28 protein-coding genes are annotated in these 24698 nt (G+C 64.7%); 23 read left to right on the top strand and 5 right to left on the bottom strand.

Annotated features, from left to right (window positions below; genetic code table 11):
* Nucleotides 1–181 precede the first annotated feature (181 nt).
* A complete protein-coding gene (locus tag LOC57_RS14990) occupies nt 182–517 on the top strand; it encodes a hypothetical protein (RefSeq protein ID WP_227913887.1) in 336 nt (111 codons plus the stop codon).
* Between the two features lie 80 nt (nt 518–597).
* Nucleotides 598–903 (top strand): pore-forming ESAT-6 family protein, encoded by a 306-nt coding sequence (locus LOC57_RS14985; RefSeq protein WP_227913888.1) that lies wholly within the window; start codon nt 598–600, stop codon nt 901–903.
* A gap of 50 nt (nt 904–953) precedes the next feature.
* Here the strand turns inward: LOC57_RS14985 and LOC57_RS14980 are convergent, their stop codons facing one another.
* Entirely contained in the window at nt 954–1733 is a 780-nt protein-coding gene (locus tag LOC57_RS14980) for a glycosyltransferase (RefSeq protein WP_229960685.1), read from the bottom strand.
* 250 nt (nt 1734–1983) lie between these two features.
* Here LOC57_RS14980 and LOC57_RS14975 point away from each other — a divergent pair, with 250 nt between their 5' ends.
* From LOC57_RS14975 to LOC57_RS14925, 12 genes are all read left to right on the top strand, one after another.
* Nucleotides 1984–2319 carry a hypothetical protein gene (locus tag LOC57_RS14975; RefSeq protein ID WP_227913887.1) on the top strand — a complete coding sequence of 112 codons (336 nt, stop codon included), beginning with the start codon at nt 1984–1986 and terminating at the stop codon, nt 2317–2319.
* Between the two features lie 80 nt (nt 2320–2399).
* Complete coding sequence (locus tag LOC57_RS14970) at nt 2400–2705, top strand: pore-forming ESAT-6 family protein (protein WP_227913888.1); 306 nt, start codon at nt 2400–2402, stop codon at nt 2703–2705.
* Nucleotides 2706–2712: 7 nt separating this feature from the next.
* Nucleotides 2713–3102, top strand: coding sequence for a DUF6507 family protein (locus tag LOC57_RS14965; protein ID WP_227927358.1), 390 nt, complete (start codon nt 2713–2715; stop codon nt 3100–3102).
* A gap of 84 nt (nt 3103–3186) precedes the next feature.
* Entirely contained in the window at nt 3187–5535 is a 2349-nt protein-coding gene (locus LOC57_RS14960) for a hypothetical protein (protein ID WP_229960682.1), read from the top strand.
* Nucleotides 5536–5795: 260 nt separating this feature from the next.
* Nucleotides 5796–6050 carry a hypothetical protein gene (locus tag LOC57_RS14955; protein WP_229960680.1) on the top strand — a complete coding sequence of 85 codons (255 nt, stop codon included), beginning with the start codon at nt 5796–5798 and terminating at the stop codon, nt 6048–6050.
* A gap of 49 nt (nt 6051–6099) precedes the next feature.
* Nucleotides 6100–6978, top strand: coding sequence for a hypothetical protein (locus LOC57_RS14950; RefSeq protein ID WP_229960678.1), 879 nt, complete (start codon nt 6100–6102; stop codon nt 6976–6978).
* Nucleotides 6979–7132: 154 nt separating this feature from the next.
* Complete coding sequence (locus LOC57_RS16460) at nt 7133–7267, top strand: hypothetical protein (RefSeq protein ID WP_269439747.1); 135 nt, start codon at nt 7133–7135, stop codon at nt 7265–7267.
* 9 nt (nt 7268–7276) lie between these two features.
* Entirely contained in the window at nt 7277–7750 is a 474-nt protein-coding gene (locus LOC57_RS14945) for a hypothetical protein (protein ID WP_229960676.1), read from the top strand.
* A gap of 106 nt (nt 7751–7856) precedes the next feature.
* Nucleotides 7857–8360 (top strand): hypothetical protein, encoded by a 504-nt coding sequence (locus LOC57_RS14940; protein ID WP_229960674.1) that lies wholly within the window; start codon nt 7857–7859, stop codon nt 8358–8360.
* 661 nt (nt 8361–9021) lie between these two features.
* Nucleotides 9022–9504 carry a hypothetical protein gene (locus tag LOC57_RS14935; protein WP_229960672.1) on the top strand — a complete coding sequence of 161 codons (483 nt, stop codon included), beginning with the start codon at nt 9022–9024 and terminating at the stop codon, nt 9502–9504.
* A gap of 198 nt (nt 9505–9702) precedes the next feature.
* On the top strand, nt 9703–11892 hold the full coding sequence (gene ligA, locus LOC57_RS14930; RefSeq protein ID WP_231700881.1) for an NAD-dependent DNA ligase LigA: 2190 nt from the start codon (nt 9703–9705) through the stop codon (nt 11890–11892).
* Nucleotides 11889–12683, top strand: a complete 795-nt coding sequence (locus LOC57_RS14925; protein ID WP_229960668.1) for an inositol monophosphatase family protein — start codon at nt 11889–11891, stop codon at nt 12681–12683. Before ligA ends, LOC57_RS14925 begins: the two co-directional genes overlap by 4 nt.
* A gap of 14 nt (nt 12684–12697) precedes the next feature.
* On the opposite strand, the gene LOC57_RS14920 is transcribed toward LOC57_RS14925, so the two are convergent.
* The gene (locus LOC57_RS14920; RefSeq protein WP_229960666.1) at nt 12698–13312 is read right to left on the bottom strand and encodes a GNAT family N-acetyltransferase; all 615 of its coding nucleotides are present in this window, start codon (nt 13310–13312) and stop codon (nt 12698–12700) included.
* Nucleotides 13313–13326: 14 nt separating this feature from the next.
* A complete protein-coding gene (locus LOC57_RS14915) occupies nt 13327–13572 on the bottom strand; it encodes a hypothetical protein (RefSeq protein WP_229960664.1) in 246 nt (81 codons plus the stop codon).
* A gap of 150 nt (nt 13573–13722) precedes the next feature.
* On the opposite strand from LOC57_RS14915, the gene LOC57_RS14910 reads away from it, so the two are divergent.
* The 9 genes from LOC57_RS14910 (at nt 13723) to LOC57_RS14870 (ending at nt 22498) form a co-directional block, all read left to right on the top strand.
* Complete coding sequence (locus LOC57_RS14910; RefSeq protein WP_227913901.1) at nt 13723–14169, top strand: TraR/DksA family transcriptional regulator; 447 nt, start codon at nt 13723–13725, stop codon at nt 14167–14169.
* 159 nt (nt 14170–14328) lie between these two features.
* Nucleotides 14329–14823 carry a GNAT family N-acetyltransferase gene (locus LOC57_RS14905; RefSeq protein WP_227913902.1) on the top strand — a complete coding sequence of 165 codons (495 nt, stop codon included), beginning with the start codon at nt 14329–14331 and terminating at the stop codon, nt 14821–14823.
* A gap of 330 nt (nt 14824–15153) precedes the next feature.
* The gene (gatC, locus tag LOC57_RS14900; protein ID WP_227913903.1) at nt 15154–15450 is read left to right on the top strand and encodes an Asp-tRNA(Asn)/Glu-tRNA(Gln) amidotransferase subunit GatC; all 297 of its coding nucleotides are present in this window, start codon (nt 15154–15156) and stop codon (nt 15448–15450) included.
* A gap of 8 nt (nt 15451–15458) precedes the next feature.
* Nucleotides 15459–16961, top strand: a complete 1503-nt coding sequence (gene gatA / locus LOC57_RS14895; protein WP_227927349.1) for an Asp-tRNA(Asn)/Glu-tRNA(Gln) amidotransferase subunit GatA — start codon at nt 15459–15461, stop codon at nt 16959–16961.
* On the top strand, nt 16962–18479 hold the full coding sequence (gatB, locus tag LOC57_RS14890) for an Asp-tRNA(Asn)/Glu-tRNA(Gln) amidotransferase subunit GatB (protein ID WP_227927348.1): 1518 nt from the start codon (nt 16962–16964) through the stop codon (nt 18477–18479). It abuts the gene before it with no gap.
* 130 nt (nt 18480–18609) lie between these two features.
* A complete protein-coding gene (locus LOC57_RS14885; protein WP_227913906.1) occupies nt 18610–19512 on the top strand; it encodes an aminoglycoside phosphotransferase family protein in 903 nt (300 codons plus the stop codon).
* The gene (locus LOC57_RS14880; RefSeq protein ID WP_229960662.1) at nt 19513–20319 is read left to right on the top strand and encodes a hypothetical protein; all 807 of its coding nucleotides are present in this window, start codon (nt 19513–19515) and stop codon (nt 20317–20319) included.
* The gene (locus LOC57_RS14875) at nt 20316–21419 is read left to right on the top strand and encodes an NAD(P)/FAD-dependent oxidoreductase (RefSeq protein WP_229960660.1); all 1104 of its coding nucleotides are present in this window, start codon (nt 20316–20318) and stop codon (nt 21417–21419) included. The genes LOC57_RS14880 and LOC57_RS14875 overlap by 4 nt, the downstream gene beginning before the upstream one ends.
* Nucleotides 21420–21604: 185 nt before the next feature.
* Nucleotides 21605–22498, top strand: coding sequence for a hypothetical protein (locus LOC57_RS14870; RefSeq protein WP_227913909.1), 894 nt, complete (start codon nt 21605–21607; stop codon nt 22496–22498).
* A gap of 256 nt (nt 22499–22754) precedes the next feature.
* Here the strand turns inward: LOC57_RS14870 and LOC57_RS14865 are convergent, their stop codons facing one another.
* Together LOC57_RS14865 and hutH are read right to left on the bottom strand one after the other, a co-directional pair.
* Nucleotides 22755–23045, bottom strand: a complete 291-nt coding sequence (locus LOC57_RS14865; protein WP_229960658.1) for an acylphosphatase — start codon at nt 23043–23045, stop codon at nt 22755–22757.
* Between the two features lie 28 nt (nt 23046–23073).
* Nucleotides 23074–24642, bottom strand: coding sequence for a histidine ammonia-lyase (gene hutH / locus LOC57_RS14860; protein ID WP_227913911.1), 1569 nt, complete (start codon nt 24640–24642; stop codon nt 23074–23076).
* Nucleotides 24643–24698 lie beyond the last annotated feature (56 nt).

Below are 24698 nucleotides of genomic sequence, written 5' to 3'. Positions count from 1 at the left end.
GGGATGGGCGGGGGATGGGTAGTTCTGCCCATGTGTTTTCCTTGACCGGTTTTGTTTTGGTGGGTTTGATAGGGGTTACCGGCAAGCGGAAAGGGATTTACCTGTTGGGGTGAATTCGTCCGGCTGACGGGGGAACAGTTTCGGACGAGGGCGCCGTGGGGTGCCAATAGGGAGTTTTTTCATGAAATTCGATATGGGTTCTTCTACCCTGGGTACGCTGACGCAGCAGACCGGTTCCTCGAATGAGGATTTGGGTCAGCTGGTGCGGAACCTGATGGAGGCTGCTGCTCCGCTGGAGGGCAAGTTCAACGGTGCCGGCCGGGTGAAGTTTGATGAGTTCAAGGCCCGCACTGATGAGGTGGCCAATGAGCTGAACAGTTCCCTGTCGGCGATTCTGACGGGCCAGTCGGAGATGGACCGGTCGTTCCAGACCGGTGACCAGGAGGCTGCGGATAACGCGGCGCAGCAGCAGGGCTCGGCGGCGTTCGACGCCGCACGGTTCGGTTCCTCGCGCTAGCGCGGGTTGAGCTTCTTCTTTTCTTCCTTTTCTTTTTCGGTTGTTTGTTCCGGCTGGTGCCGGTGTTGAAAGGATTTGTTATGTCCCAGGATCGTTTGAGCTATGACACTGATACGTCTTCTGCCGTGCAGGGGGATATCCAGTCGATTGTTGCCCGGTTGGAGTCGTTGATCGGTGAGCGTGAGAAGGCCGTGAACGCGGCGATGTCGGATTTCCAGGCTGATGGTGTGTCGGAGGAGTACCAGGCGGTGGAGAACCGTTTCCGGAATGCGGCTAATGAGACGCGGAACATTATTGCCCTGGTGAAGCAGACGCTGTCGCAGAATGATGAGACGGCTGCCGGCGCGGGTGCGCGGGCGAAGTCCGCCGTCGCCAATATCGGCTAGGACGCTTTGGCAAGCGGCGCCGGCAACCTGCCGGCGCCGCTTGTTTGTGCTTAAGCGGGTCGATCAGTGCCGGCGGGAGAGCCCCGCCGGATCCTTCGGACCGCCACCAGGAACGCGCGCAGCAGCATCAGTCGCGCTGCCAGGATCCGCCGCAGCGACCGCCACTGCTTGGGTGAGGTGTTGGCCTCATGCAGACGGCGCCGCAGCGTGTCCTCTTCGACGTGGTGCATGGTGCCGGCGAGGTTGGCCACCATCGCTATCCACTGGTCGTGCGTTTCGGTGAGGAACCCCGGAAACGGCAGTACCAAGGACAGGGCACTTCGGCGCATGGCCATGGAACAGCCGTAATAGGGGCGGTATCCCACCCACAGGGCGAACAGGTTTGCCCACCGCCGTCCGCTGTCCGCGGACCGCAGGCGGATGGATTCTATGGCTCGCGGCTGCTGGCCGAAGAAACTGAAATTGCTCGCGACAACCTCCGCATCCTGCAGGGCATCGACCATTCGCTGGACCCGGCCAGGGATCCAGACGTCGTCCTGGTCCGACAGGAACACATACTCACCCCGGCTGTGGGCCAGTGCCGCCTCGAAGGTCCTCACGTACCCCCGGTTGACGGAAGAGGGGATGAGCCGGATGCGGGAGTCGCCGACGCCGGACACCACGTCCCGGGTTTTGTCGGTGGACGCATCGTCCACCACTACCAGCTCATCGCCGGGGCCCAGTTCGGACAGGATCGAGTCGATCTGTTCCCGAATGTGTTCGGCGCCGTTGTAGGCCGCCATGCAGACGCTTACGCGGGTTGCTTCGGCCTGGTTCGAGTCCGGGTCCACCTTTTCCCCTGTCTGGATAAGGAAGCTAACCCGGTCAATTGAACCTGAACGGGATGGTTTGCGCTATGTGGGATGGGCGGGGGATGGGTAGTTCTGCCCATGTGTTTTCCTTGACCGGTTTTGTTTTGGTGGGTTTGATAGGGGTTACCGGCAAGCGGAAAGGGATTTACCTGTTGGGGTGAATTCGTCCGGCTGACGGGGGAACAGTTTCGGACGAGGGCGCCGTGGGGTGCCAATAGGGAGTTTTTTCATGAAATTCGATATGGGTTCTTCTACCCTGGGTACGCTGACGCAGCAGACCGGTTCCTCGAATGAGGATTTGGGTCAGCTGGTGCGGAACCTGATGGAGGCTGCTGCTCCGCTGGAGGGCAAGTTCAACGGTGCCGGCCGGGTGAAGTTTGATGAGTTCAAGGCCCGCACTGATGAGGTGGCCAATGAGCTGAACAGTTCCCTGTCGGCGATTCTGACGGGCCAGTCGGAGATGGACCGGTCGTTCCAGACCGGTGACCAGGAGGCTGCGGATAACGCGGCGCAGCAGCAGGGCTCGGCGGCGTTCGACGCCGCACGGTTCGGTTCCTCGCGCTAGCGCGGGTTGAGCTTCTTCTTTTCTTCCTTTTCTTTTTCGGTTGTTTGTTCCGGCTGGTGCCGGTGTTGAAAGGATTTGTTATGTCCCAGGATCGTTTGAGCTATGACACTGATACGTCTTCTGCCGTGCAGGGGGATATCCAGTCGATTGTTGCCCGGTTGGAGTCGTTGATCGGTGAGCGTGAGAAGGCCGTGAACGCGGCGATGTCGGATTTCCAGGCTGATGGTGTGTCGGAGGAGTACCAGGCGGTGGAGAACCGTTTCCGGAATGCGGCTAATGAGACGCGGAACATTATTGCCCTGGTGAAGCAGACGCTGTCGCAGAATGATGAGACGGCTGCCGGCGCGGGTGCGCGGGCGAAGTCCGCCGTCGCCAACATCGGCTAGGACCGCGGTGACGTACTCCATCCAGCCCGTGGAGGTGAGCGCCGTCCTGCAGGAAGTGGTGAACCACGTCGCCCAGTATGAGGGGCACGCGGTTTCCTTTCAGGGCGGGCTCAACGACCTCCTGGCCGCCGCCAAAAACAGCGGGGCAGTGGCGGACGCGTTGAACGGGTTCAACGAAAGGGTCATTACACCGGGAATGAACACCATTTCCGGGCGGACCCTCGCCGCAACCGAAGCCGTAAACAATGTCCTGAAGATCGTAGGGGCGGCGGACGGCCAGATGGCTACCGACGCCCAGACCGCCGCAGTCCAGCTGGCCCAGAGCACCTCCGGCGGTTCCTACGCGCCTGTTCCCCTGCACAGGCCCACCCGCGGTGCTTCCATCGCTCAGGCATAGCCTCCCCTCCCGCCGCGCTGCCGGCGGCAGTGCCTGCCACCACCGAGTCAACGATTCGTTGCCCTGAACCGAAAGTGAAACGCCATGCCCGTGTTTGACGTATCCGCGCTGGAGGCGATCATGCCTGAGCCGGAAGGGATCCGGGCGGCAGCTAAGTCCCTGCTCACAAGCGCCGCCGCCATCCAGTCCATTACGGAAAACGCAGCCCAGTCATGGGGCAAGCTCCAAGCCCAGGACGTGTACGTGATTGACGGCGCGGAGGTGGTTTTCTCTGCCTACCGGCCGATTCAGCGTGCTTCGCGGGACTTTGCGGATGATTTCGGGACGCTTGATGCGGCAGCGAACGTGTTCGCCGACGCGGTGGTGGATCTCAGGGCCCGCCTTGCGGATGTGAAGGCCCGGGCGGCTGCCCTCAACCAGGAGGCTGCCGCTGATGACGAATGGACCAAGGACAAGGACCTCATCGCCGAGCAGGATTGGATCACCAATGAGCTCAATACCATCAGCGCTGAGCTCAGCGGCCACGAGCGCGCCTTCGCCCAGTCCATCAGCGACTTGTACAACGGCAACGAATATGTCGAGTACTCGGAGAACGGTCCCGCAGAAGGGCAGTTTGAGCACGGCATTCCCCGCGATGTACTGAACGCGGCAGCGGCCGAGGGCCAGGTGCCGTGGGCTCACCCCCAGGAGTTTGACAAACCCTGGTACCGGGACGCCGGAGACGCCTACTGGGCCTACACCAAAGCCTTTTTCGGAACCGGGCTGGACACCGTTCTCGGCCTGGCGGCTCTTGCCGGTTTGGGCGGTAAGGACGCATTTGTCCAGAGCTGGAAGGGAGTGGGCACACTGGCGCACGACCTGTTCATCGTGACCGGTGCGGGCATGCCATTCATGATGGCGACGGGGCAGGAACAGAAGGTAAAAGACTCGGCCGGGAACCTGCTGGAAATTGCCAAGGACACCATTCACCTGGACGAGTGGAAGACGGATCCTGCCAGTGCGCTGGGGGCGACCGCCTTCGACGTGGTGACGACGATCGGAACGGGAGGTGCCGCCGCAGGCGTAAAAGGAGTCTCGGTAGCAGGCAAAGCGGCCGATGCCGCCGGTGATGCGGGGAAGCTGGCCAAGGCGGGCGAAGCGGCTGCCGCCGGGGGCCGAATGGCACACATCGCGGAGACCACCGGTATTGCCAAAGGTGTGCGGGCCGTAGAGGAAATCAGCGTCAAAATCGGTGAAATCAAGACCACCGCTGTCCAAACAATTTCGGAATCTCCGAAAACCGATCTCGGGCGCCTAGGCTCCGGCCACGACGCAAAGCACGCTGCGCCGGACACCCGGGCAGCCGCCCCCGATACGGTGACAAGGGCACCCGAAACGCAACCAAAAGCCCCCGGCGTGGACACTCCGGGCGGGCCCGCCCGCGGTCCGCACGTGCCAGAGGGGACCGTTCCTTCCAAAGCCGACCCCGACACGGGGAACGCCGGCAGCAAGCTGCCCGACGACGCCGCCGGTCCGAAGGCACCCGCACCCGGAGACAACGGTCCCCATGCCGGTGATGGGGGACTGGACGGCGGGACCAAGGGGCCGGGGAAGCCGGATGACCTGCCCACGGTTACCGCCGATGCCGCAGGCCAGCCGACCGAGGTAGAGTTCCCGGACGGAACGAGGATTTCGGTCGATTACCCAATAGAGACTCCCCGCAACGACATAATCCGGGAACTTGGTCCAGCATTGGAGTCCATTGGCAAGGACGAAGCCTGGTTGCGCAACGTCGTCGAGCAGGAAGTGGAGTCCCTTTCCGAAGACGAGTTGCAGGCACTGATGGAATTGCGGCATTCGATTCCCTCACTGGATGCGGATACCGTGATGCAGAAAGTGATTGACGGCAAGTCTTTTGAAGCGCTGCTGGACGGTTCGGACCTTTATGGGAACTCTGCGGGCGGCTTCATAACGAGGGCGTCAGACGCTGCGGACCTGCGCACACCGGAAGACGTCTACAACGCTTTGCGGCTTGACTACAAGAACACAAAGTATCTTCCCAACAATGACAAACCGGTGTACGCCGTCCAGTTCCGAGCAGGCAAGGGATTGGATGACATTCAGATTCCGGACGGCAGAGGCCAGGATGAGTTGCGGCGCCATGGCCTCGAGGCTGCCGACCCCACTGGACGACCTTACCCCGAGCCTCACGAAAAGCAGGATCCGTGGCCCAATACCGGCCATGGATGGACCGGGAGCACGGTCGATCACTCCAAGATCATTCCGGAGTACGCAGTCCGACAGGGAACAGGGGTGCCATATAACCATGGCGACGTAATATGGGAAATCAATGAAACCGGGGAACGCGTCCTGGTTGCCATTTTCGATAAGGACATGCCGGGCGCAAATGGAGCGAGAGGGATGTGGCGAAGAGTCGCGGGTTCCGGTGGCTAATTTAAGAATGCTGTTGGAATCCATAGCAATAAAGGCGCGAAAGGGTGCAAAGAGTGGCACAGCATCGTCCGACGGAGAGACTGCCTAATGGGATGCGTGTCCCGCAGTATTACGGGGTATGGCGGGGAGAATGGTTCTCCGCCCAGCTCACTCGTGAGGTTGCATCGCTCACGTCGTATGATCTGCAGCCGCCGAGCGCAGAGTGGTCTCCCTCACGGCACACGGATGAATCCGGCCACCCCAGGTACTGGTTCCTGGATGTGCCCGAAGACGAGCTTGACCGCTTGGTCAAAGTCACGGTGACGGCCAAGTGGAAGGGCAACGAGCTTGGCATCGTCCAGTATGCCGACGGTGTCGTTCACGCCCGGGTGGCGCCGCATCCGGCTCAGCAGGCCAGGATTGACCGGGGAGATATCCCAGAGATTGTCAAGGCTGACCGGATCGAGTATCACGGGACTTTCCGCTGGGAGGATCTGGAAGATGTCCAGATGGTTGAAAAGGACTTGAAGAAGTAGGTTTCGTCGGCACTTATCGCTGCCCGAGGGCAGCAGGAAGCAGAGTCTCGTGATTTTTCAGAAACCGCTCAGCCCGGCGCATGTGCGCACGATGGTGGAGGCCAACCGCGACTCGATCGCCGGGTTTGTCCTGAATGCCGCCGACGTCGCGCAGGTGAAGTCGCCCCGGGAACTGTATGAAGCGCACGGGCTGGGTTTCCCCGGCTCTCCGTGGGACCCGGCGGCGGACTACTTGGACGTGCTGCGCTTCGAGGCGCCGCCGTCGGTGTACGTGCATTCGGCGATGGCCCCGGAGTTTGTGGACCGGCCGCCGTTTACCGGGACCGGGTTTGCCCGCTGGGGCGGGGGAGTGGCCCCGGTGTGGTTCCTGGATGAGTGCCGGATTCCGCCGCGTGCGCAGTTGTGGCGGATCCGGGAGGGGCAGCAGGAGCAGTTGCTGGCCATGTATATAGATGTCGCTTCGGGGTGGGGTGTCTTGGACGGGTCGGACATCTCGACTCCCCGGCACACCTCCCCGCAGACCGTGATCGGCTGGGTGGCGGTCTGGGACGGTTTCCAGTTCCCGGCCGATGTGGTGGGTGACAAGGCGGTGCTGGCCGCGGCGTCGGAACCGCCGGCCGAGATTACCGGATTCCGGCATACGATGCGCGGGTGCTGGAGTCGCGAGGTGCCGCTCTCGGAATTGAATGACTTGTTCGAGGTCAATGCGGTGTGCCGGTGGCAGGGGCAGCCGTTCCGGATCACGGATGTGGCGCACGACGGCGGGGGCCGGGTTTTCCGTCTCTTCTACACCGGGCACAACGCCGATGTTGCGGAGTCGCTGGGCCTGAACAAGGCCGACGCCGGCGTGTACTGGACCGTCCAGCCGGAGTCTGCGGTGACCGATGTGGAGATGTTCCAGAACCGGCTCAAGCCGGCGGTGGGCTAGGGGTAGGACAGGGATCGATTCGGTCTTCCTCATGGATGTGTTCGGCACTGTTGGAGGCCGACACAGACGCTGATATGGGACGCTTCGGCCTGATCCGGGACCGCTTTCATTCACGCGACTCGCTAAAGACCGCGTCCACGAAGGGCAAGGTCCCTTGGGCCCACCTGCCGGTGCCGACCCCAAGGGCGACAACCCCAAGACCCTGCCCGACGACGGCACTTCGGCGCCTGGCCAGACGGCGCCCGGACACACCGACGTGGAAACCCCGGGTCGGTCCTCGATGAATTAACTTGTAATTATGTGGAGTTCTAGCGGCCTGAAAATTACCGGCAAGTATGGCACTTGGAACGGCCAGGAAGCTGAATTACATTCGACTGCCCCTGTCGACGGGATGTTGCTGCTAGTCAAGTACGGCGGACAAGCGCCAGGGCCGGAGTGGATGACCATCGACCTTGGGAACCGGTTCCCAATCTCGGGCATAAGGCACGCGCTCGAGGTCCCGGTCGACGAGGTTTCGAATATTCATGCCGTAACAACTACCGGCGAATTGGGCTCGCGGGGCACTGTGACAATCCTTGCCGAGGCCAGGGACGGAAGACTCGCAGCTTCTGCCAACGACCTTGGATTAAAAGAGTGGCTCATTATGGAATGCGGCTTCCACACCTATTTTGATGAGCCGGTTACCCGGTCATCGGCGTTTGGGTGGCTTCCGGCAGCCCTTGTTAGCAATATCAAATCCTCGGTTTCGTGGCGGAAGGACAATGACTCATAAGGACCTTCCAGGACCGTGCGGAGATGTCGCGGATAGACCGGAATGGCAATGAGGTGCTGGCGGCAATCTACTCTCTTGCGGGTAACCGTTGGATTAGTCTCTAAACATGTGGCTTTCCGATGGGAGAGAACTGACCGGATCTTACGGCACTTGGAAAGGGAAAATATTTGAACTGCGCCAGACAGCGCCTCTTGCGGATGGAACGTTGATTCTTGAGCGTGCGGGCGGGGACTCCCCGGGTCCTGAATGGGTGACTCAGGCCGGGGCCCACTCCTTCGGGAGGCCGCCCGTGGCGCATATACGGTTCGTTCCGGCCGATGAGGTCAAGGATATCCATGCCGTCTCCGCGGAGGGAATTTTCGGTTCCCGGTGCCGGGTATTTGTCCTCGCCGAAGATGGTAAGGGAAATCTTGCTGTTGAGGCGAGTGCGGCAAACCTGGTCTCGGATAAGAAGAGGTTGCTATCGCAATATGGATTCGAGGTCCGTCCGGGTGATCCGGTGGAGCGTACAAGTGTCCTGGGATGGCTTCCCGTCGAGCTGGTCCACGATTTTAAATCTGAAGTGGTGTGGCCCAAAGACGATGACTTACGACGAATCCCATGTTCGTAGGAGAGCAATTCGATAGGTTACACCATTCAAGAATCAGCCGTATGAGGCCAATGATGGCATTCGTGGGTTCCCGGAGGTTCTTTAGTCGTCGCTTGAGATTGGGCATAGGGCCGGTTTTCTTCTGTTCGTCGATGAACGGAGCAAGGCAAAATACCCTTCCCGGTCCTGCAAACCGTTCCAGGACCTAAGAACTCCGATAACCATGGCCAAAGCGAGAAAACGAAAAATCAAGGGACACGAGTAAATGTGCTCATGACTCCTTAAATCTCCCCGGTCACTCGGTCGGCAATTACTGTCCCACACATTGATAAGGTCCGGTCGCTGAGTGGGTCCGAATGTTGGCATCCGGCCTTAGCAAGCGCATTCTTTTGACGGCTTTGATGATTTACCCATGTTTCACCTCCGCGTTGGTGCCCCTGCAACTGGTGCAGATGGAGCTCACCCTACAAGTGGGCTCCGACAGGTCCGGAATGGTCTCCCTCGCCGCAATTTGATGAATCCGGCCAACCCAGATACTGGTTCCTTGGACGGAGCGGAATATCCCGCTCGGCAAAGGACGGACGCGGCGGGTAAAGCTCCTGGACCGTGGAAACGGCGGATGACGGCCGACACGGTGGGACCCGTGGGCCGGTCCATCGAACAATAAAGTAGCCTCGGTCCTATGTGGAGCTCCAGCGGAAAGAAGCTGTCCGGGTCGTACGGTACGTGGCAAGGGCAGGAAGTTGAACTAGATTCACCGGATCCGGATGACGGAATGCTCTTCCTCATAAAGTATGGCGGTGATGCCCCTGGTGCGGGTTGGCTGACGATCTACGACAGGGGAAGTTTCCCAACACCCGGTGTTCGACACTCGCTTGAGGTTCCCGCTGACGAGGTCACGGATATTCATTCCGTTCGGGCGATGGGGGACTTGGGTCTCGGGCGGGAGATTGAGCTTCTCGCTGAGGACCCTGACGGGAATTTTGCTGCCATCTCCGGTGAGTCGCTGCCGCCGGAGGAGCGGCGCCGGCTGGTGAGCGCTTACGGGTTTACCACTTTCTATGATGAGCCGGTTGAGAGATCCAGTGTGTTTGGATGGCTCCCGGCTGAGAAGGTCCACGGCATTAGGTCTGAAGTCTCGTGGCGGAAGAACGCTCCAACCTGAGAATGTCCCGTAGCTGGCAAGTCCGGACTCGCTGCGACACAGACGTCGCCAGCCAACGACGGCGTGCAACGCAACTCCCGCAACCGGACGGTATACGGCAAGATTGGTTAGGTGAGCACAGCCAAGACATCCCCGGAAACCACGGACACCGAAGCCGCCGTCGAGTCGGTCAGCACCGACACCCCGCCCGCCGGGGACCTGCGCGAGGAATACCAGGCGCTCGCAGAGCAGGTGCGCCGCTACCGGTTCGCGTATTACAACGAAGACGCGCCCCTGGTTTCAGACGCTGAGTTCGACACGCTCTACCGCCGCCTGGAGGAAATCGAGGCGCTGCACCCGGAGCTGGTCACCAACGATTCACCCACCCAGGAAGTGGGCGGCGAGGTATCCGCGGCCTTCGCCCCGGTGGAACACCTGCAGCGGATGTACAGCCTCGAAGATGTCTTCTCCCTCGACGAGCTGGACGCCTGGGTCCGCAAGGCGGAAGCGTCGGTCGCCAACATTGCCCCGGACGCCAAGATCAAGTGGCTCACCGAGCTGAAGATCGACGGCCTGGCCGTCAACCTGCTCTACCGCAACGGCGAACTGGTCCGCGCCGCCACTCGCGGCGACGGAACCACCGGTGAGGACATCACCCACAACGTGCTCACCATCGCGTCCATCCCGCGCACGCTGAAGGGCGAAAACCTGCCGGCGGAAATGGAAATCCGCGGCGAGGTCTTCATCCCCTCAAAGGAATTCGCGGCCCTGAACGAAACCATGGTGGAAGCGGGCAAGGCACCGTTCGCCAACCCGCGCAACGCCGCCGCCGGTTCCCTGCGGCAGAAGGACCCCGAAGTCACGGCCCGCCGCCCGCTGAGCATGTACGTGCACGGTATCGGCGCCCGCGAAGGCCTCAGTGCGGCCAGCCAGTCCGAAACCTATGAGCTGCTCAAGCAGTGGGGCCTGCCGACGTCGCCCTATTACAAGGTGCTGGACACCTACGAAGAAGTGCTCAAGTACATTGCCGAGAACGGCGAGCATCGGCACGATCTCTCGCACGAGATTGACGGCATTGTGGTCAAGGTGGACGACTTCGGACTGCAGCGCGCGCTGGGCAACACCTCCCGGGTGCCGCGCTGGTCCGTGGCCTACAAGTACCCGCCGGAGGAAGTGAACACCAAGCTGCTGGACATCCGCGTCAACGTGGGCCGCACCGGACGCGTCACCCCGTACGGGATCATGACGCCGGTGCTCGTCTCCGGCTCCACCGTGGAGATGGCCACTCTGCACAACCAGGACGTGGTGAAGGCCAAGGGCGTGAAGATCGGCGACATTGTGGTGCTGCGCAAGGCCGGCGACGTGATCCCCGAAATCGTTGGCCCCGTCGTCGCCCTCCGCGACGCGCAGGATCCGCCGGTTCGCGACTTCGTGATGCCCACGCACTGCCCTTCCTGCGGAACCGAGCTGAAGCCGGCCAAGGAAGGGGACGTGGACATCCGCTGCCCCAACGCCAAGTCCTGCCCCTCGCAGCTGCGCGAACGGGTGTTCCACCTGGCCGGCCGCGGTGCCTTCGACATAGAGGCGCTCGGTTGGGAGGCGGCGATTGCGCTCACCTCGCCCGCCGAGCCGGAAAACCCGCCGCTGACCAGTGAGGCCGGCCTGTTCGACTTGAAAGTCGAGGACCTGGCGGACGTGCGGATCGAACGGCCAAAGCGGGTCAAGGGCGTGGTGAACGGCACCGAACTGGTCCCGTACTTCTACACCAAGGGCACCGCCAAGAAACCGTCTGTTCCTTCTGCCACTACCCGCAAGCTGTTCGAGGAGCTGGAAAAGGCCAAGACCCAGCCGCTGTGGCGAGTTCTGGTGGCGCTGTCCATCCGGCATGTGGGCCCGACGGCGGCACGTGCGCTCGCCGGGGCCTTCGGGTCCATGGAGGCGATCCGCGCTGCCACCGAAGAGCAGCTGGCACACGTCGACGGCGTCGGCCCCACCATCGCCGCCGCGCTAACGGAGTGGTTCGCCGAGGACTGGCACCGCGAGATCGTGGACGCCTGGGCCGCAGCCGGGGTGCGGATGGCCGACGAGCGCGACGAATCGATGCCCCGCACGCTGGAGGGCCTGACCGTCGTCGTCACCGGCACCCTGCCGAACTTCAGCCGCGACGAGGCCAAGGAAGCCATCCTGACCCGCGGCGGAAAGGCCTCCGGCTCGGTCTCGAAGAAAACCGACTACGTGGTCGCCGGGGAAAACGCCGGCACCAAGCTGGAGAAAGCCGAAGCCCTGGGTGTGCGGGTAATTGACGAAGACGGTTTCCGGACGCTGCTGGCCGAAGGCTCCGTGCCGCTGGACGGTTCAGAGCCCGGTGACGGGAACGCCGCCGAAGCACTGGAGGAAGGGTCCGAATGAGCCCGCTGCCGGACGACGCTGATCCGCTGGAACTGCTGGAAGTGGCCCGCGAGGCCGCCGCTGCCGGAGCTGCGGTGCTGGCCCGGCGTTCCGCGGCGGGGCTGAACCCGGTGAACAAAAGCGCCGACGGCGACTGGGTCACGGACTTCGATACCGCCGCCGAGGTGGCCGTCCGCGAGGTTTTGGCCCGCCTGCGCCCGCAGGATGTGGTGACGGGGGAGGAGCTGGAAGCAGCGGTCCCGGTCCATTCCTCCGGCATCCGGTGGTCCATCGATCCGCTGGACGGCACCACCAACTTCATCCGGAACATCGTCTACTACGCCACCTCCGTGGCAGCGGTGAACGACGACGGCGAGTGGCTGGCCGGCGTCGTCCACGCCCCTGCGCTGGTGCGCGTCTATTATGCCGCCCGTGGGCACGGTGCATGGCTCGCTGAGCACGGCACCGTCCGGAAACTCACCGGACCGGATCCGGAGCGGGTTGGAAAGCTGCTGGGTACCGGGTTTTCCTACAACGCCTCTGTGCGCGACGAGCAGTATGCCGCGTTGCCGGGCCTGGCCGGACAGTTCGCGGACGTGCGCCGTCTCGGTTCCGCGGCGCTGGACCTGTGCATGGTTGCCGACGGGACGCTGGATGCCTACACCGAGCGCGGATTGAATGAATACGACTACGCCGCCGGGGCGCTGGTCGCCGAGGAAGCCGGTGTGCCGGTGCAGCGGCCCGCGAAGCCGAGCAACGATGCCGAACGCGAGGCTGCCTTCACGACGGCCGGAGCTGCGCTGCTGGGCTAAGTGTGGCGGGGCGGCTAAGTGCGGCGGGGTGGCTCCGCCACGGCACTTCCGCCGGACCGGGATGCGCGCCATTCATCGGCCAGGAGCGCGTAGCGGAGGTCATCCAGCCAGCGCCCCGAACGGTGGAGGGACCCCTGGCGGGACCACCCCTCACGCCGCATTCCCGCTTTTTCCATGACCCGCCAGGACGCGGTGTTGTCGGCGAAACACTCCGCCACCACCCGGCGCAGGCCCAGGTCCTCAAAGCAGACGCGCAGTAGTGCGGCCACGGCTTCGCTCCCATACCCCCGCCCGGCGAACTCCGGTGCAATGACGTAGCCGATCTCCGCCTGTGTGTTGCGCGCCAACTCCTCGACTTCCTGCTGCGCCCATGCGTCCTGGCGGGCAAGATAAAGGTCACCGATCAGGGTTCCGGCCTGTTCCACGGCGAAGGTGGCTGCCAAATGTTCCGGCTGCCGGAGTCGCTCCACGAAGGCGTCCACGTCCGTGGGCTGGGCTGTCATCCATTGGGCGACCTCGGGTTTCCGCCGGTAGTCAAACATGCGCGGCAGGTCTTCGGCTTCGGCGGGTCGGATGGTGAGGCGGGGTGTGATGACGGGCCAGCGGGGGCCGGAGGGAGTCGCGGTCATGGCACCATGATGGCCTATCCGGTTCCCCGGACGCGCTTAGTGGTTTCGGCAGCCGTCTGGCACCGGGCTGCGATGATGGTCTCCCGGCTCGTCGCTTCCATAAAGGGGCTGCCGTCCCAGTCCCCGTACCAGTCCGCGGAGCTGAAGCCGGCTTCCTGCAGCAGCCGTTCCAGGAGATCCGCGGGCGGGAATTTGAGGCCGGCATTGTCCTCGTCGTAAAGCGCAACGAGGCGCGGCTCGTTGTAGTGTGCGTCAACCATGGATCCCCTTGTTCCTCCTCCGGATAGCCGGAAGCCTACCGGGATTAAGCCCTGAGGAAAGACCACTCTCCCCAGGCCGGGTTTCCCAGCCGAAGCGCGGATAATCTATGCGACGCATCCCGTGCAGCATCGACTCACAGGAGGTACCCCGTGCCCCGCAAAACAACCACCGCTCCGCGGAAAACCGTGCGGACGGAGCCCGTGTCCGCCCCGGCACTGCCTCGGGTGCAAACACCGCCGGAGCTGGACACCGCCTATTTCGCGACCCTGATCGATGAACGCATCGACCGGACGCGTGAACAGATCGACACCTTGAACGCGGTCATCCGGGAAGTGACGTTGGCGGCAAAGGACATCCCTGCCGACGACGAACATGACCCCGAAGGCACCACCGTTTCGGTGGAACGCGCCAACGAAGTGGCCCTGCTGGCCGCAGCGGAAACGTCGCTGATCGAACTGCTCGATGCCAGGGTTCGGCTGGACGCCGGCGCCTACGGTATCTGCGAACGCTGCGGAAATCCCATACCGGCGGCCCGGCTGGAGATCCGTCCGGAAACGCGTTTCTGCGTCAGTTGCGCCGCCGCCCGCCGCCGGTGAGCAACCGGTAAGCAACCGGCGAGCAACCGGTAAACCCGCGCTAACGGATACAGGCGTTTTCCAGTGATGTGCGTGCCCTCACCCCGGTCCGGAAACGAAGCGGGGTGAGGGTAGAATCTACGTGCACTTCAACTAGAGACGTAAGGATTCGTAACGCGCATGAGCATCACCATCCGGCTTGCCACCGAGGCTGATTTTGAAGATATCCGCCGGATCACCCGTGAGGCTTACCTGCACGGCAATCACATCGAGGCCGACAACCCCTACGTCAAGGAACTCGAAAACGTCGAGGACCGCGCCAAGCACACCGAACTGTGGGTGGCGGAACGGGACGGAAAGGTGGCAGCCTCCGCGGCCATCACCTACGCCGGCCAGCCCTACACCGACATCGCCATTGAGGGCGAGCTGGAATTCCGGATGCTCGCCGTCGACCCCGCCGTGCAGCGCGGAGGAGTGGGCCGCGCCCTGGTTAACGCCATCATCGACTACGCCCGGAACAAGGACGGCATCGAGGCAGTGAGCCTGACCAGCATGACCACCATGCTGAACGCCCACGCCCTCTACCTGTCCCTGGGCTTTGTCCGGGTGCCGGAGCGGGACTGGACCGTTCCCGGCGAAGACTACATTCTCTGGGTCTTCCGCAAGGCTGTCTAACCGTCCTTGCCCGCGGGGCCAGCCGCTCCAGCGCCCGACGGCGGGGGGCGGCTTTCGCGTATCCGGTGGACGGGCGGACGGGCGGACGGGCGGTGCCGGATGCGGTGCCTTGTGTACAGCTGATGCGGGCTACGGCCCCGCCAGGCAGCATCTGCTGTACGGGAGATGAGCCCGACGCAGCATCTGCTGTACGGGAGATGAGCCCGACCCAGCATCGGCTGTACGGGAGTGTGTGGCGGCGGCCTCCATGGGCGGCCGCCGAACGCCGTAGACTGGAACGGATACCGGTTTCATACCGAAACGTTCCTTTAGAAGACGCATGGGAGACTCATGTCTGAGATCAATCGTGAGGCTGTGGCGCATCTGGCGCGGCTGGCCCACATTGAGATGACCAACGACGAGCTGGACAAGATGGCCGGCGAACTCGATGTCATCGTGGATTCGATCAAATCCGTAAGCGAAGTTGCCGGCGAAGACATCCCGGCAACCTCCCACCCCATCCCGCTGACCAACGTCTTCCGCGAGGACGTTGTGGGGCAGACGCTGACCAATGACGAAGCCCTGTCCGGCGCTCCCGACAATGCCGCCGGCCGCTTCAAGGTCCCTGCCATCCTGGATGAGGAGTAAAAGCTTCCATGAGTGAACTGATTACATCGAGCGCCGCGCAGCTGGCCGCTAAGCTGGCCGCCCGCGAGGTCACCGCAGTCGAGGTCACCCAGGCGCACCTGGACCGCATCAGCGAGGTGGACGGTGCCGTCAACGCCTTCCTGCACGTCAACACGGACGAGGCACTGCAGGTAGCCGCCGACGTCGACAAGGCCCGCGCCGCCGGCGAGCAGCTGCACGAACTTGCCGGCGTGCCCATTGCCATCAAGGACCTGATTGTCACCAAGGGCCAGCCCACCACGGCCGGTTCCAAGATGCTCGAGGGCTGGATGAGCCCGTACGACGCCACGGTCATCTCGAAGATCCGTGCCGCGCGGATGCCGATGCTCGGCAAGACCAACCTGGACGAGTTCGCGATGGGCTCCTCCACGGAGCACTCCGCCTACGGCCCCACCCGCAACCCGTGGGACCTGGACCGGATCCCCGGCGGATCCGGCGGCGGATCCGCAGCCGCTGTCGCCGCCTTCGAAGCACCGCTGGCGCTGGGCACCGACACCGGCGGATCCATCCGCCAGCCGGCCGCCGTCACCGGCTCCGTGGGCGTCAAGCCCACCTACGGCGGCGTCTCCCGCTACGGGGCGATCGCCATGGCCTCCTCGCTGGACCAGATCGGCCCGGTATCCCGCACCGTGCTTGACGCCGCCCTGCTGCAGGAGGTCATCGGCGGCCACGACCCCCGCGACTCCACATCCCTGACGGACCCCGTGGGTTCCCTGGCCGACGCCGCCCGCAACGGCAACGTCGCCGGAATGCGCATCGGCGTCATCAAGGAACTGCAGGGTGAAGGCTACGAGGCAGGCATCCAGGCCCGCTTCAACGAATCGCTGGACATGCTTCGGGACGCGGGAGCGGAAATCGTCGAGGTTTCCTGCCCCAACTTCAAGTACGCACTGGGCGCCTACTACCTGATCATGCCGTCCGAGGCTTCTTCGAACCTGGCCAAGTACGACGGCGTCCGGTACGGCATGCGCGAGCTGCCCGCCGAGCCGCCGCTGACCATTGAACGCGTTATGGGTGCCACCCGCGCCGCCGGCTTCGGCGACGAAGTCAAGCGCCGCATCATCCTGGGCACCTACGCCCTGTCCGCAGGCTACTACGACGCCTACTACGGTTCGGCCCAGAAGGTGCGCACCCTGATCCAGCGCGACTTCGACGCCGCGTTCGCGCAGGCCGACGTGCTGATTTCCCCCACCTCGCCCAACACGGCCTTCCGGCTCGGCGAAAAGCTGGACGATCCGCTGGCCATGTACCTGAACGACGTCGCCACCATCCCGGCCAACATGGCCGGCGTCCCGGGCATCTCGATTCCCGGCGGCCTGTCCGACGGACTGCCCGTCGGTATCCAGTTCCTGGCCCCCGCCCGTGAAGACATCCGCCTCTACCGCGCCGGCGCCGCCCTTGAGGGCATGCTGGAGCAGAAGTGGGGCGGTCCGCTGCTGGCCCAGGCACCCGTACTCGGAGGAGTGAAGTAAATGTCCGTCCACATCCAGGATGAAACCCTGTCCTTCGAAGAGGCCATTCAGAAGTACGATCCGGTGCTGGGGTTCGAGGTCCACGTGGAGCTGAACACCAAAACCAAAATGTTCTCCGATGCCCCGAACATCTTCGGCGACGAGCCCAACACGGCCGTCACCCCGGTGGACCTGGGCATGCCCGGTGTGCTGCCGGTCGTGAACAAAAAGGCCGTTGAGTACTCGATCCTGATCGGCCTGGCGCTGAACTGCAAGATCGCCGAATCCTGCACCTTCGCCCGGAAGCAGTACTTCTACCCGGACACGCCCAAGAACTTCCAGACCTCGCAGTACGAAGATCCCATTGCGTACGACGGCTACCTGGACATTGAGCTGGAGGACGGCACCGTCTTCCGGGTCGAGATTGAGCGTGCCCACATGGAAGAGGACGCCGGCAAGCTGACCCACATGGGCGGCGCTGCAGGCCGCATCCAGGGCGCGGACTTCTCGCTGGTGGACTACAACCGCGCCGGTGTGCCGCTGGTGGAGATTGTCACCAAGCCGATTGAAGGCGCCGGTTCCCGGGCCCCCGAGCTGGCGAAGGCCTACGTGGCCGCCATCCGGGAAATCGTGAAGAACCTGGGCGTTTCCGACGCCAAGATGGAACGCGGCAACGTGCGCTGCGATGCCAACGTCTCGCTGCGCCCGTACGGCCAGGAAAAGTTCGGCACACGCTCCGAAACAAAGAACGTGAACTCGCTGCGCGCCGTCGAACGCGCTGTCCGCTTCGAAATCCAGCGCCACGCCGCCGTCCTGGACTCCGGCAACACGATTGTCCAGGAAACCCGGCACTGGCACGAGGACACCCGCTCCACCACCTCGGGCCGGCCGAAGTCCGACGCCGATGACTACCGCTACTTCCCGGAGCCCGATCTGGTTCCCGTGGTCACGTCCAAGGAATGGATCGAAGAGCTGCGGGCGCAGCTGCCCGAGCCGCCGGCCGAGCGCCGCAAGCGGCTCAAGGAAGAGTGGGGCTACTCCGACGCCGAGTTCCGCGACGTCGTCAATGCCGGCGTCATGGAGGCCATCGAGGAAACCATCGCCGCCGGAGCCTCCGCACAGGTGGCCCGCAAATGGTGGATGGGTGAAGTGGCCCGCCGGGCCAAGGAAGCCGAAGTGGATCCGGTGGACGTAGGCGTCACGCCGGAACTGATCGTTGAACTGGACCGCCTGGTCCAGGCCGGCAAGATCAACGACAAGCTGGCCCGCCAGGTGCTCGACGGCGTCCTCGCCGGAGAAGGCACCCCGGAGGAAGTCATCGAAAAGCGCGGCCTCGCCGTCGTTTCCGACGACGGCCCCCTGCTCGAAGCCATCGACGCTGCCCTCGCGGCCCAGCCCGACGTCGCGGACAAGATCCGCGGCGGCAAGGTCCAGGCCGTCGGCGCCATCGTGGGCGGAGTCATGAAGGCCACCCGCGGCCAGGCCGACGCAGGCCGGGTGCGCGAACTGATCCTGGAACGCCTGGGCGTACAGGGCTAACACCCGGTATCCATCCGTTCCGGACCCCGGCAGGCATCCCGCCTGCCGGGGTCCGTCTTGTTAACGGGAGGAATGCGGCGGCCGCGTCACCAACGTGACCGTCGACACAGCTGCCGGGTACTCTGGCGGCATGGCCAACCTTCCCGCTGCCGATATTGCAGCCGACCCCGCCCTGGTCCGGCAGCTGGTGCAGGAACAGCGTCCGGATCTCTCCGGTCTGGAACTCCGGCAGGAGGGCAGCGGCTGGGACAACCACATCTACCGGCTCGGCACCGACTACGCCATCCGGCTCCCGCGCCGGCGGTCCGCAGTCGGACTGACCGCCAACGAACAGCGCTGGCTGCCGGAACTGACGGCGGACGTTCCGGTGCCGACGTCGGCCCCCGTCTTCTGCGGCACGGCGTGCGAGCTGTACCCGTGGCCGTGGAGCATCACCCGCTGGTTCGACGGACAGGACGTCTCCCTGCAGCCGCGGGACCGCAACGTTGCCCTGGCCACCGGGCTCGCCGGCTTCCTCAACGCGTTCCACCGGCCGGCGCCGGCGGACTACCCGCGCAATCCGTACCGCGGCGGCCCGCTTTCCAGCCGGTATGAGTCGGTGCTGCAGCGGCTGGACTCCGGTATGGTCCCGCATGCGGCCCGGGTCCGGGAGCTATGGGACGAGGCACAGCAGATCCCGGCCTGGCCAGGCCCGCCGCTGTGGTTGCACGGTGACCTGCATGCCGCGAATCTCGTCTCCAAAGACGAGGCGCTGCAGGCGGTCATTGATTTCGGGGACATGACCGCCGGGGACCCGGCCACCGACCTGGCCACCGCCTGGCTGGTGTTCGACGCCGATGGCCGGTCCGCGTTCCGCAACGCCCTGGGCCGGCAGTACGCAGCCGATCCTTACATCTGGGACCGCGCCCGGGGCTGGGCGATCTGCATTGCCACCATCCTGCTGGCCAACTCCGACGACGCCCCGGGCCTGAACCTGGTGGGCTCGGAAACCCTGATGGAAATCCTCACCGGCGACCGCGAAGAGACGGACTAGATGGCGACCTGGCGGAACGCGGTCCGCATTTCGATTGAGGGCGACGGCCATGTGCAGGAAGATATCTGCGGTTATGCCGGAGCGAGTGCCTGGGTGGTGGACGGTGCGACGCCGCTGCTGCCGCAGCTCGGACTGCCCGGACCGTCGGACCCCTCCTGGTATTCGCGCCGGCTGGATCTGCTGCTGACCGAAGCCGCCGCGGCTCCGGAGGCCGGGCACGGCGCCGGATCGGGGCAGCAGGTGCTGGCCGATGCACTGGCCCGGATGGATGCCCTGGCGCAGGAGGTGGCAGGGGAGGAGCGGGCCCGGTTCCCGTCCGCAGCCATCTGTCTGGCGCAGCTGACCGAGGACGGCGTGGAGATCGTGGCCTTGGCGGACTGCCATGCGGTGGTGGAACTCGAGGACGACTCCCTGGTCCACGTCACCCACGAGCCCGCCGACCTGCGGGTGCTGCACTTTGACGATGCCGCAGGCGAACGGGAGCAGTTGATCCGGGACAGGGAACTGCGCAACACTCCCGGACGGCTGTGGGTGGCCCGCCGGGAGCCGGAAGCGGCCCGGCATGCCCGCACAGTGCAGCTGCCCGCACCCCGGCGCGTTGTCCTGGCCTCCGACGGCGCGTGGCGGGCAGTGGACCTGGGCATAGTGGACGGTGCGGGCGGCTTCCTGCATGCCTGCCGCTCCGCCGTCGCCGCGCAGGAGATGCTGCTGGAGCTGCGCCGCCGGCAGCGTGAAACCGGCGAGAGCGCGGACGACGCAACCCTTATTACCGTGGAACGGATCGACGCAGCAGAAAGGCTCCCGTGACCGCAGCGGCAGAACACCTCACCTCCGACATCCTGGTTATTGGCGGCGGGATCGCCGGCCTCTCGTTGGCAGCAGAACTTGCTGCCGGCCACGGTGCGGCCGTGGTGCTGGCAGAGGCTGAACCCACGTTGGGCTACCACACGTCCTCCCGCTCGGCGCGGCAGCTGATCCCCAGCTACGGACCGCAGGTGGTCCAGGACCTGACCCTGCGTACGCTTGCGCTGATCCGGGCGGCCGAAGCCGGACTGCCGCAGCCCATCCTCACGCCCCGGAGCTTCCTGCTGGTGGGCGATGAAGAAGCTGTGCGGGACCGGGCCAGCTCGCACATGCATCCCGTGATGCCCGCCGAGGCACTGGCCCTGGCACCGGAATTGAAGCCCGGATCCTTCACGGCCGCAGGTCTGGACACCACCTCGGTGGCCTGCAATACAGATGCCCTGCTGGAGTACCACCGCGCCCGCCTGCTGGCAGCCGGCGGACAGGTGGTCACCGGCCGGCGGGTCGATGCCGCACGCCGGGCGGCCGACGGGGCCTGGATGGTTTCGGCCGAGGAGACACGGTTCACCGCGCCTGTGGTGGTCAACTCAGCCGGAGCATGGGCCGACGGCGTCGCCGGTCTTTTCGGGGCCCGCCCCCAGGGGCTCACTCCCTACCGGAGGACGGCCGCCGTCGTCGACGTCGAACGGCCGCTGGAGCCGGGAGCGCCCATGGTGGCCGACGCCGCTGACCGCTTCTACTACCGGCCCGAAGGCACCCGGGTGCTGATCTCGCCGTCGGAAAGCGAGCCCAGCGTTCCGGAGGACGCCCGGCACCGTCCGGAGGACGTGCAGGCCCTGATCGACTTGGTGAACAGCGTCACCACCATGGGTATCTCGGCCGTGTTCCGGGCCTGGACCGGGCTGCGGACGGAAGCGGCCGACGGCGTGCCCGTAGTCGGCTGGGATGCTGCGGTTCCGGGGTTGTTCTGGCTGGCCGGCCAGGGCGGTTACGGCTTCCAAACATCGTCCGCTATTGCCGAATTGGCAGCCGGAATCATCAGCGCTGCGGCCGGGGAAAACAGTGCCTCCCGGGCCCTCAGCCCCGCCCGGCACAAAGTGTGACGAAGATCTCACTGCTTGGCACGTAACGAATCAGCCAAGGGCCGCCCGTATGGTCTTTAGGCGGCCGATCGATGCCTAGAGTTGTAGTACCAAGCTTCTCCGGCCGAAACTCCGGAACATCTCCAAAATCAGTGCCCGAAAGGTCAGTCTCAGTGCCAGAATTCTTGCCGCCAAAAGTCGTTGGTGTGCAGCAGCGTCCGCTCTACATCCGGGTCCGTTCCATCCTGACAATTCTTAGTACGCTGTGGCTGATTGCGGCCGTCATCGGGCTGGGGTTCTTTTCCGGCGGCACCACCTCCCTGGCCTTCTCACTGATCCTGCTCTACACCACCGGCGGTGCCCTGCTCGTAGTGGTCTCGGCAATCTACCGGTTCGTCACCCGGGCGGCACGCCAGCGCGTTGAAACCGTTCCCGAAGACAACGCCGCAGCCGTTTTCGTTGACACCACCCGGTCTGCCACCGAGGAAATCATGGCCGCGCTGCGGCCTGCAGCTCCTGCCGGCCGCCCCGCCGTGCGCATGCCGCAGAATGTAGACGCCCTGGACGTGGCCGCAGCCCTCGCGGCACGAACCGCTGCCCTGACCGCAGCCGCCGTGGCAGAGAAGTCCGCTGTCGCCGCCGCTGCCATGGTTGCGCCGGCCAAGACCGCAACCAAATCGGCGGTCAACAAGTCCGCTACCAAAAAGAAGTCTGGCCCGAAGCAGCCCGCCCAGCCGCAGAAAGCCCAGGCAGGCAAGTCCCGCCCCGCCGCTTCGCGCGCTGCCGGAAGCCCGGCAAACACTGCACCGAAGAAGACCACCGGAGGCAAGAAGTCCGGTTCGGCCGGCAAAGGTGCTGGATCCGGTGCCGCTGCAGGAAACGCCAAAGCGTCCGCTGCGCCTTCTCCGGTAAAAGGAGGGGCAACCGGCTCCGCAGGAACCGCCGCAGGGAAGGCGCCGCTGATGAACGTTCCGGGAATCCGTACCGCCCAGCAGGATGTATTGCCGCGCCTTTCCGGCGCCCCGGCCTGCGGGCTCACGGCAGCCCCGGACCGTGCCGCCACAGTGGCCCGGCTCCGCGAATTGGTTTCGGCGGCCTAAGCGCGCAGCACAGTCCCGGACCCCTTCGGATACTCAGGTAGTTGTCAGGTTCTCTTCAGCACCTACCCAGACGGGCCGCTTATCGTAATTAGTACCTCATAAGGGTGCGAGTGATGAATGGACCGAGTAGTGACCGGTCCGGACGCCGGCAGACTAGGGTTGTTTCCCCCAACCAACCCCAAGTCTGCCGGCGTTTTCCTTTTAACTTTTGGTTCCCTGGGCTTACCTATGGGGGGGCAGGCCCGGTGCCGGGAACCTATTGTGCCCGGAACTCCCGGAATTCCGCGGTGGCCTCGGAAAACCGTTCTTCCACCCCGGTTACCGCCCCGGGCGCCTCGGGACCCTGAAGGAATGCCCGCAGCCCGTCCAGGGCCGGGCCGCTGCCCTCGGCAATCACCAGTACCGAGCCGTCCCGGTTATTGGACACCACTCCCGTGAGGCCAAGCCGCGTGGCCTGCTGCATGGTCCGGTAGCGGAATCCCACTCCCTGCACCTCACCGGTGACGAGGGCGGTAAGCCGGCGGGTCTGTTCCTGTTCCTGATTCATCCGCCCAGCGTAGTCCCGGCGGAGCAGCTCACAGCAGGCCGGCTCCGATCCGTTCCTCCGCGGCGGCCAGCAAAGAGCCGTCGTCGACCAGGACCCGCACCGCTTCAATCTCGGGTGCCAGATAACGGTCCGGGCCCGGCCCCGGAACCACGGCACGGATGGCAGAGCGCACGGCCGTAACGGCAGGAGCCGAACGAGGGGCGGCCAGGCCGCCATCGCGCATGTCCAGGGCCCGGGCCGAGGTCAGCAGTTCGATGGCCAGCACCCGGGTCAGTCCGTCCAGGGAGCGGCGCAGCTTCAGGCCGGCCGCCCAGCCCATGGACACGTGGTCCTCCTGCATGGCGGAGGAAGGAATGGAGTCAACCGACGCGGGCACGGCCAGGCGCTTGAGTTCGGACACGATGCCGGCCTGCGTGTACTGGGCGATCATGTGGCCGGAATCCACTCCCGGATCATGGGCCAGGAAGGCGTTGAGGCCGTGGCTGCGGGACCGGTCCAGGAAACGGTCGGTGCGCCGCTCGCTCATGGACGCCACGTCCGCAACGGCGATGGCCAGGAAATCCAGCACATAGGCTACCGGGGCGCCGTGGAAGTTGCCGTTCGATTCCAGCCGTCCGTCCACGGTCACCACGGGGTTGTCGATGGCCGAGGCACGCTCCGCGCCAGCCACCGATTCGGCGTGGCCCAGGGTGGACCGGGCCGCGCCGTGCACCTGCGGGGCGCAGCGCAGCGAGTAGGCATCCTGCACCCGGGTGAAGCCGCCGGTCTTCTGTTCTTCGATCAGGGCCGACCCGGCCAGGACCGCCCGGATGTTCGCGGCGGACTCGCCCTGTCCGGACTGGGGCCGCAGCGCCTGGAGGTCCGCAGCGAACACGGCATCGCTGCCCAGCAACCCCTCAACGCTCATTGCCGCCGCCAGGTCCGCGATGGCCAGCAGCCGGTGCAGGTCCGCAATAGCCAGCGTCAGCATCCCCAGCATGCCGTCGGTGCCGTTGATCAGCGCCAGGCCTTCCTTTTCCTGCAGCAGGACCGGTTCCAGGCCGGCCTCGGCCAAACCCGCGGCTGCGGGAACCAGGCGGCCGTCCCGGGTGCGGACCTCGCCCTCGCCCATCAGCGCCAGGGCGCAGTGGGACAGGGGCGCCAGGTCGCCGGAGCATCCCAGTGAGCCGTACTCACCCACCACGGGGGTGATCCCGGCATTCAGGAGACCGGCATAGGCGAGCGCCACCTCCGGGCGGACGCCGGTGCGGCCGGTGGCCAAGGTGGAGAGGCGGTTGAGCATCAAGGCCCGGATGACCTCGCGGTCCACTTCCGCACCGGACGACGCCGCATGGCTGCGGATCAGGGAGCGCTGCAGCTGGGTGCGCTGCTCCGGCGGGATCTGCTTGACCGCCAGGGCGCCAAAACCGGTGGATACCCCGTAATGCGGTTTCTCGTCTGCGGCGAGGCTTTCAATCACACCGCGTGAGGATGCCATCGCGGCCAGGGCCTCGGGGGAGAGGGCAACCTCTGCGCCCCCGCGGGCCACGGCCACGATGTCGCCGCCGCTCAGCGGACCGGCCCCCAGTTCAACGGCCGCCCGGGAAATGATGTCCATGTATCTCCGTCCTCGCGGAGAAAACTCTCCGTCATCCACATTGCCGGTGCATTCCT

The organism is Arthrobacter sp. zg-Y750 (genome assembly GCF_020907365.1).
Taxonomy (GTDB): domain Bacteria; phylum Actinomycetota; class Actinomycetes; order Actinomycetales; family Micrococcaceae; genus Arthrobacter_B.
The sequence above is the reverse complement of the archived record's forward strand: the minus strand, read 5'-3'. Positions and strand labels throughout refer to the sequence as shown.

What these genes read in the sequence shown, in the direction of transcription:
- LOC57_RS14960 (WP_229960682.1), top strand. Translation starts at nt 3,187, where the DNA reads ATGCCCGTGTTTGACGTATCCGCGCTGGAGGCGATCATGCCTGAGCCG.
- LOC57_RS14905 (WP_227913902.1), top strand. Translation starts at nt 14,329, where the DNA reads ATGAGCATCACCATCCGGCTTGCCACCGAGGCTGATTTTGAAGATATC.
- LOC57_RS14920 (WP_229960666.1), bottom strand. Translation starts at nt 13,312, where the DNA reads ATGACCGCGACTCCCTCCGGCCCCCGCTGGCCCGTCATCACACCCCGC.
- gatA (WP_227927349.1), top strand. Translation starts at nt 15,459, where the DNA reads ATGAGTGAACTGATTACATCGAGCGCCGCGCAGCTGGCCGCTAAGCTG.
- LOC57_RS14945 (WP_229960676.1), top strand. Translation starts at nt 7,277, where the DNA reads ATGTGGAGTTCTAGCGGCCTGAAAATTACCGGCAAGTATGGCACTTGG.
- LOC57_RS14925 (WP_229960668.1), top strand. Translation starts at nt 11,889, where the DNA reads ATGAGCCCGCTGCCGGACGACGCTGATCCGCTGGAACTGCTGGAAGTG.
- LOC57_RS14865 (WP_229960658.1), bottom strand. Translation starts at nt 23,045, where the DNA reads ATGAATCAGGAACAGGAACAGACCCGCCGGCTTACCGCCCTCGTCACC.
- LOC57_RS14885 (WP_227913906.1), top strand. Translation starts at nt 18,610, where the DNA reads ATGGCCAACCTTCCCGCTGCCGATATTGCAGCCGACCCCGCCCTGGTC.
- LOC57_RS14990 (WP_227913887.1), top strand. Translation starts at nt 182, where the DNA reads ATGAAATTCGATATGGGTTCTTCTACCCTGGGTACGCTGACGCAGCAG.
- LOC57_RS14985 (WP_227913888.1), top strand. Translation starts at nt 598, where the DNA reads ATGTCCCAGGATCGTTTGAGCTATGACACTGATACGTCTTCTGCCGTG.
- gatB (WP_227927348.1), top strand. Translation starts at nt 16,962, where the DNA reads ATGTCCGTCCACATCCAGGATGAAACCCTGTCCTTCGAAGAGGCCATT.
- gatC (WP_227913903.1), top strand. Translation starts at nt 15,154, where the DNA reads ATGTCTGAGATCAATCGTGAGGCTGTGGCGCATCTGGCGCGGCTGGCC.
- LOC57_RS14880 (WP_229960662.1), top strand. Translation starts at nt 19,513, where the DNA reads ATGGCGACCTGGCGGAACGCGGTCCGCATTTCGATTGAGGGCGACGGC.
- LOC57_RS14935 (WP_229960672.1), top strand. Translation starts at nt 9,022, where the DNA reads ATGTGGAGCTCCAGCGGAAAGAAGCTGTCCGGGTCGTACGGTACGTGG.
- LOC57_RS14915 (WP_229960664.1), bottom strand. Translation starts at nt 13,572, where the DNA reads ATGGTTGACGCACACTACAACGAGCCGCGCCTCGTTGCGCTTTACGAC.
- LOC57_RS14940 (WP_229960674.1), top strand. Translation starts at nt 7,857, where the DNA reads ATGTGGCTTTCCGATGGGAGAGAACTGACCGGATCTTACGGCACTTGG.
- LOC57_RS14970 (WP_227913888.1), top strand. Translation starts at nt 2,400, where the DNA reads ATGTCCCAGGATCGTTTGAGCTATGACACTGATACGTCTTCTGCCGTG.
- hutH (WP_227913911.1), bottom strand. Translation starts at nt 24,642, where the DNA reads ATGGACATCATTTCCCGGGCGGCCGTTGAACTGGGGGCCGGTCCGCTG.
- LOC57_RS14975 (WP_227913887.1), top strand. Translation starts at nt 1,984, where the DNA reads ATGAAATTCGATATGGGTTCTTCTACCCTGGGTACGCTGACGCAGCAG.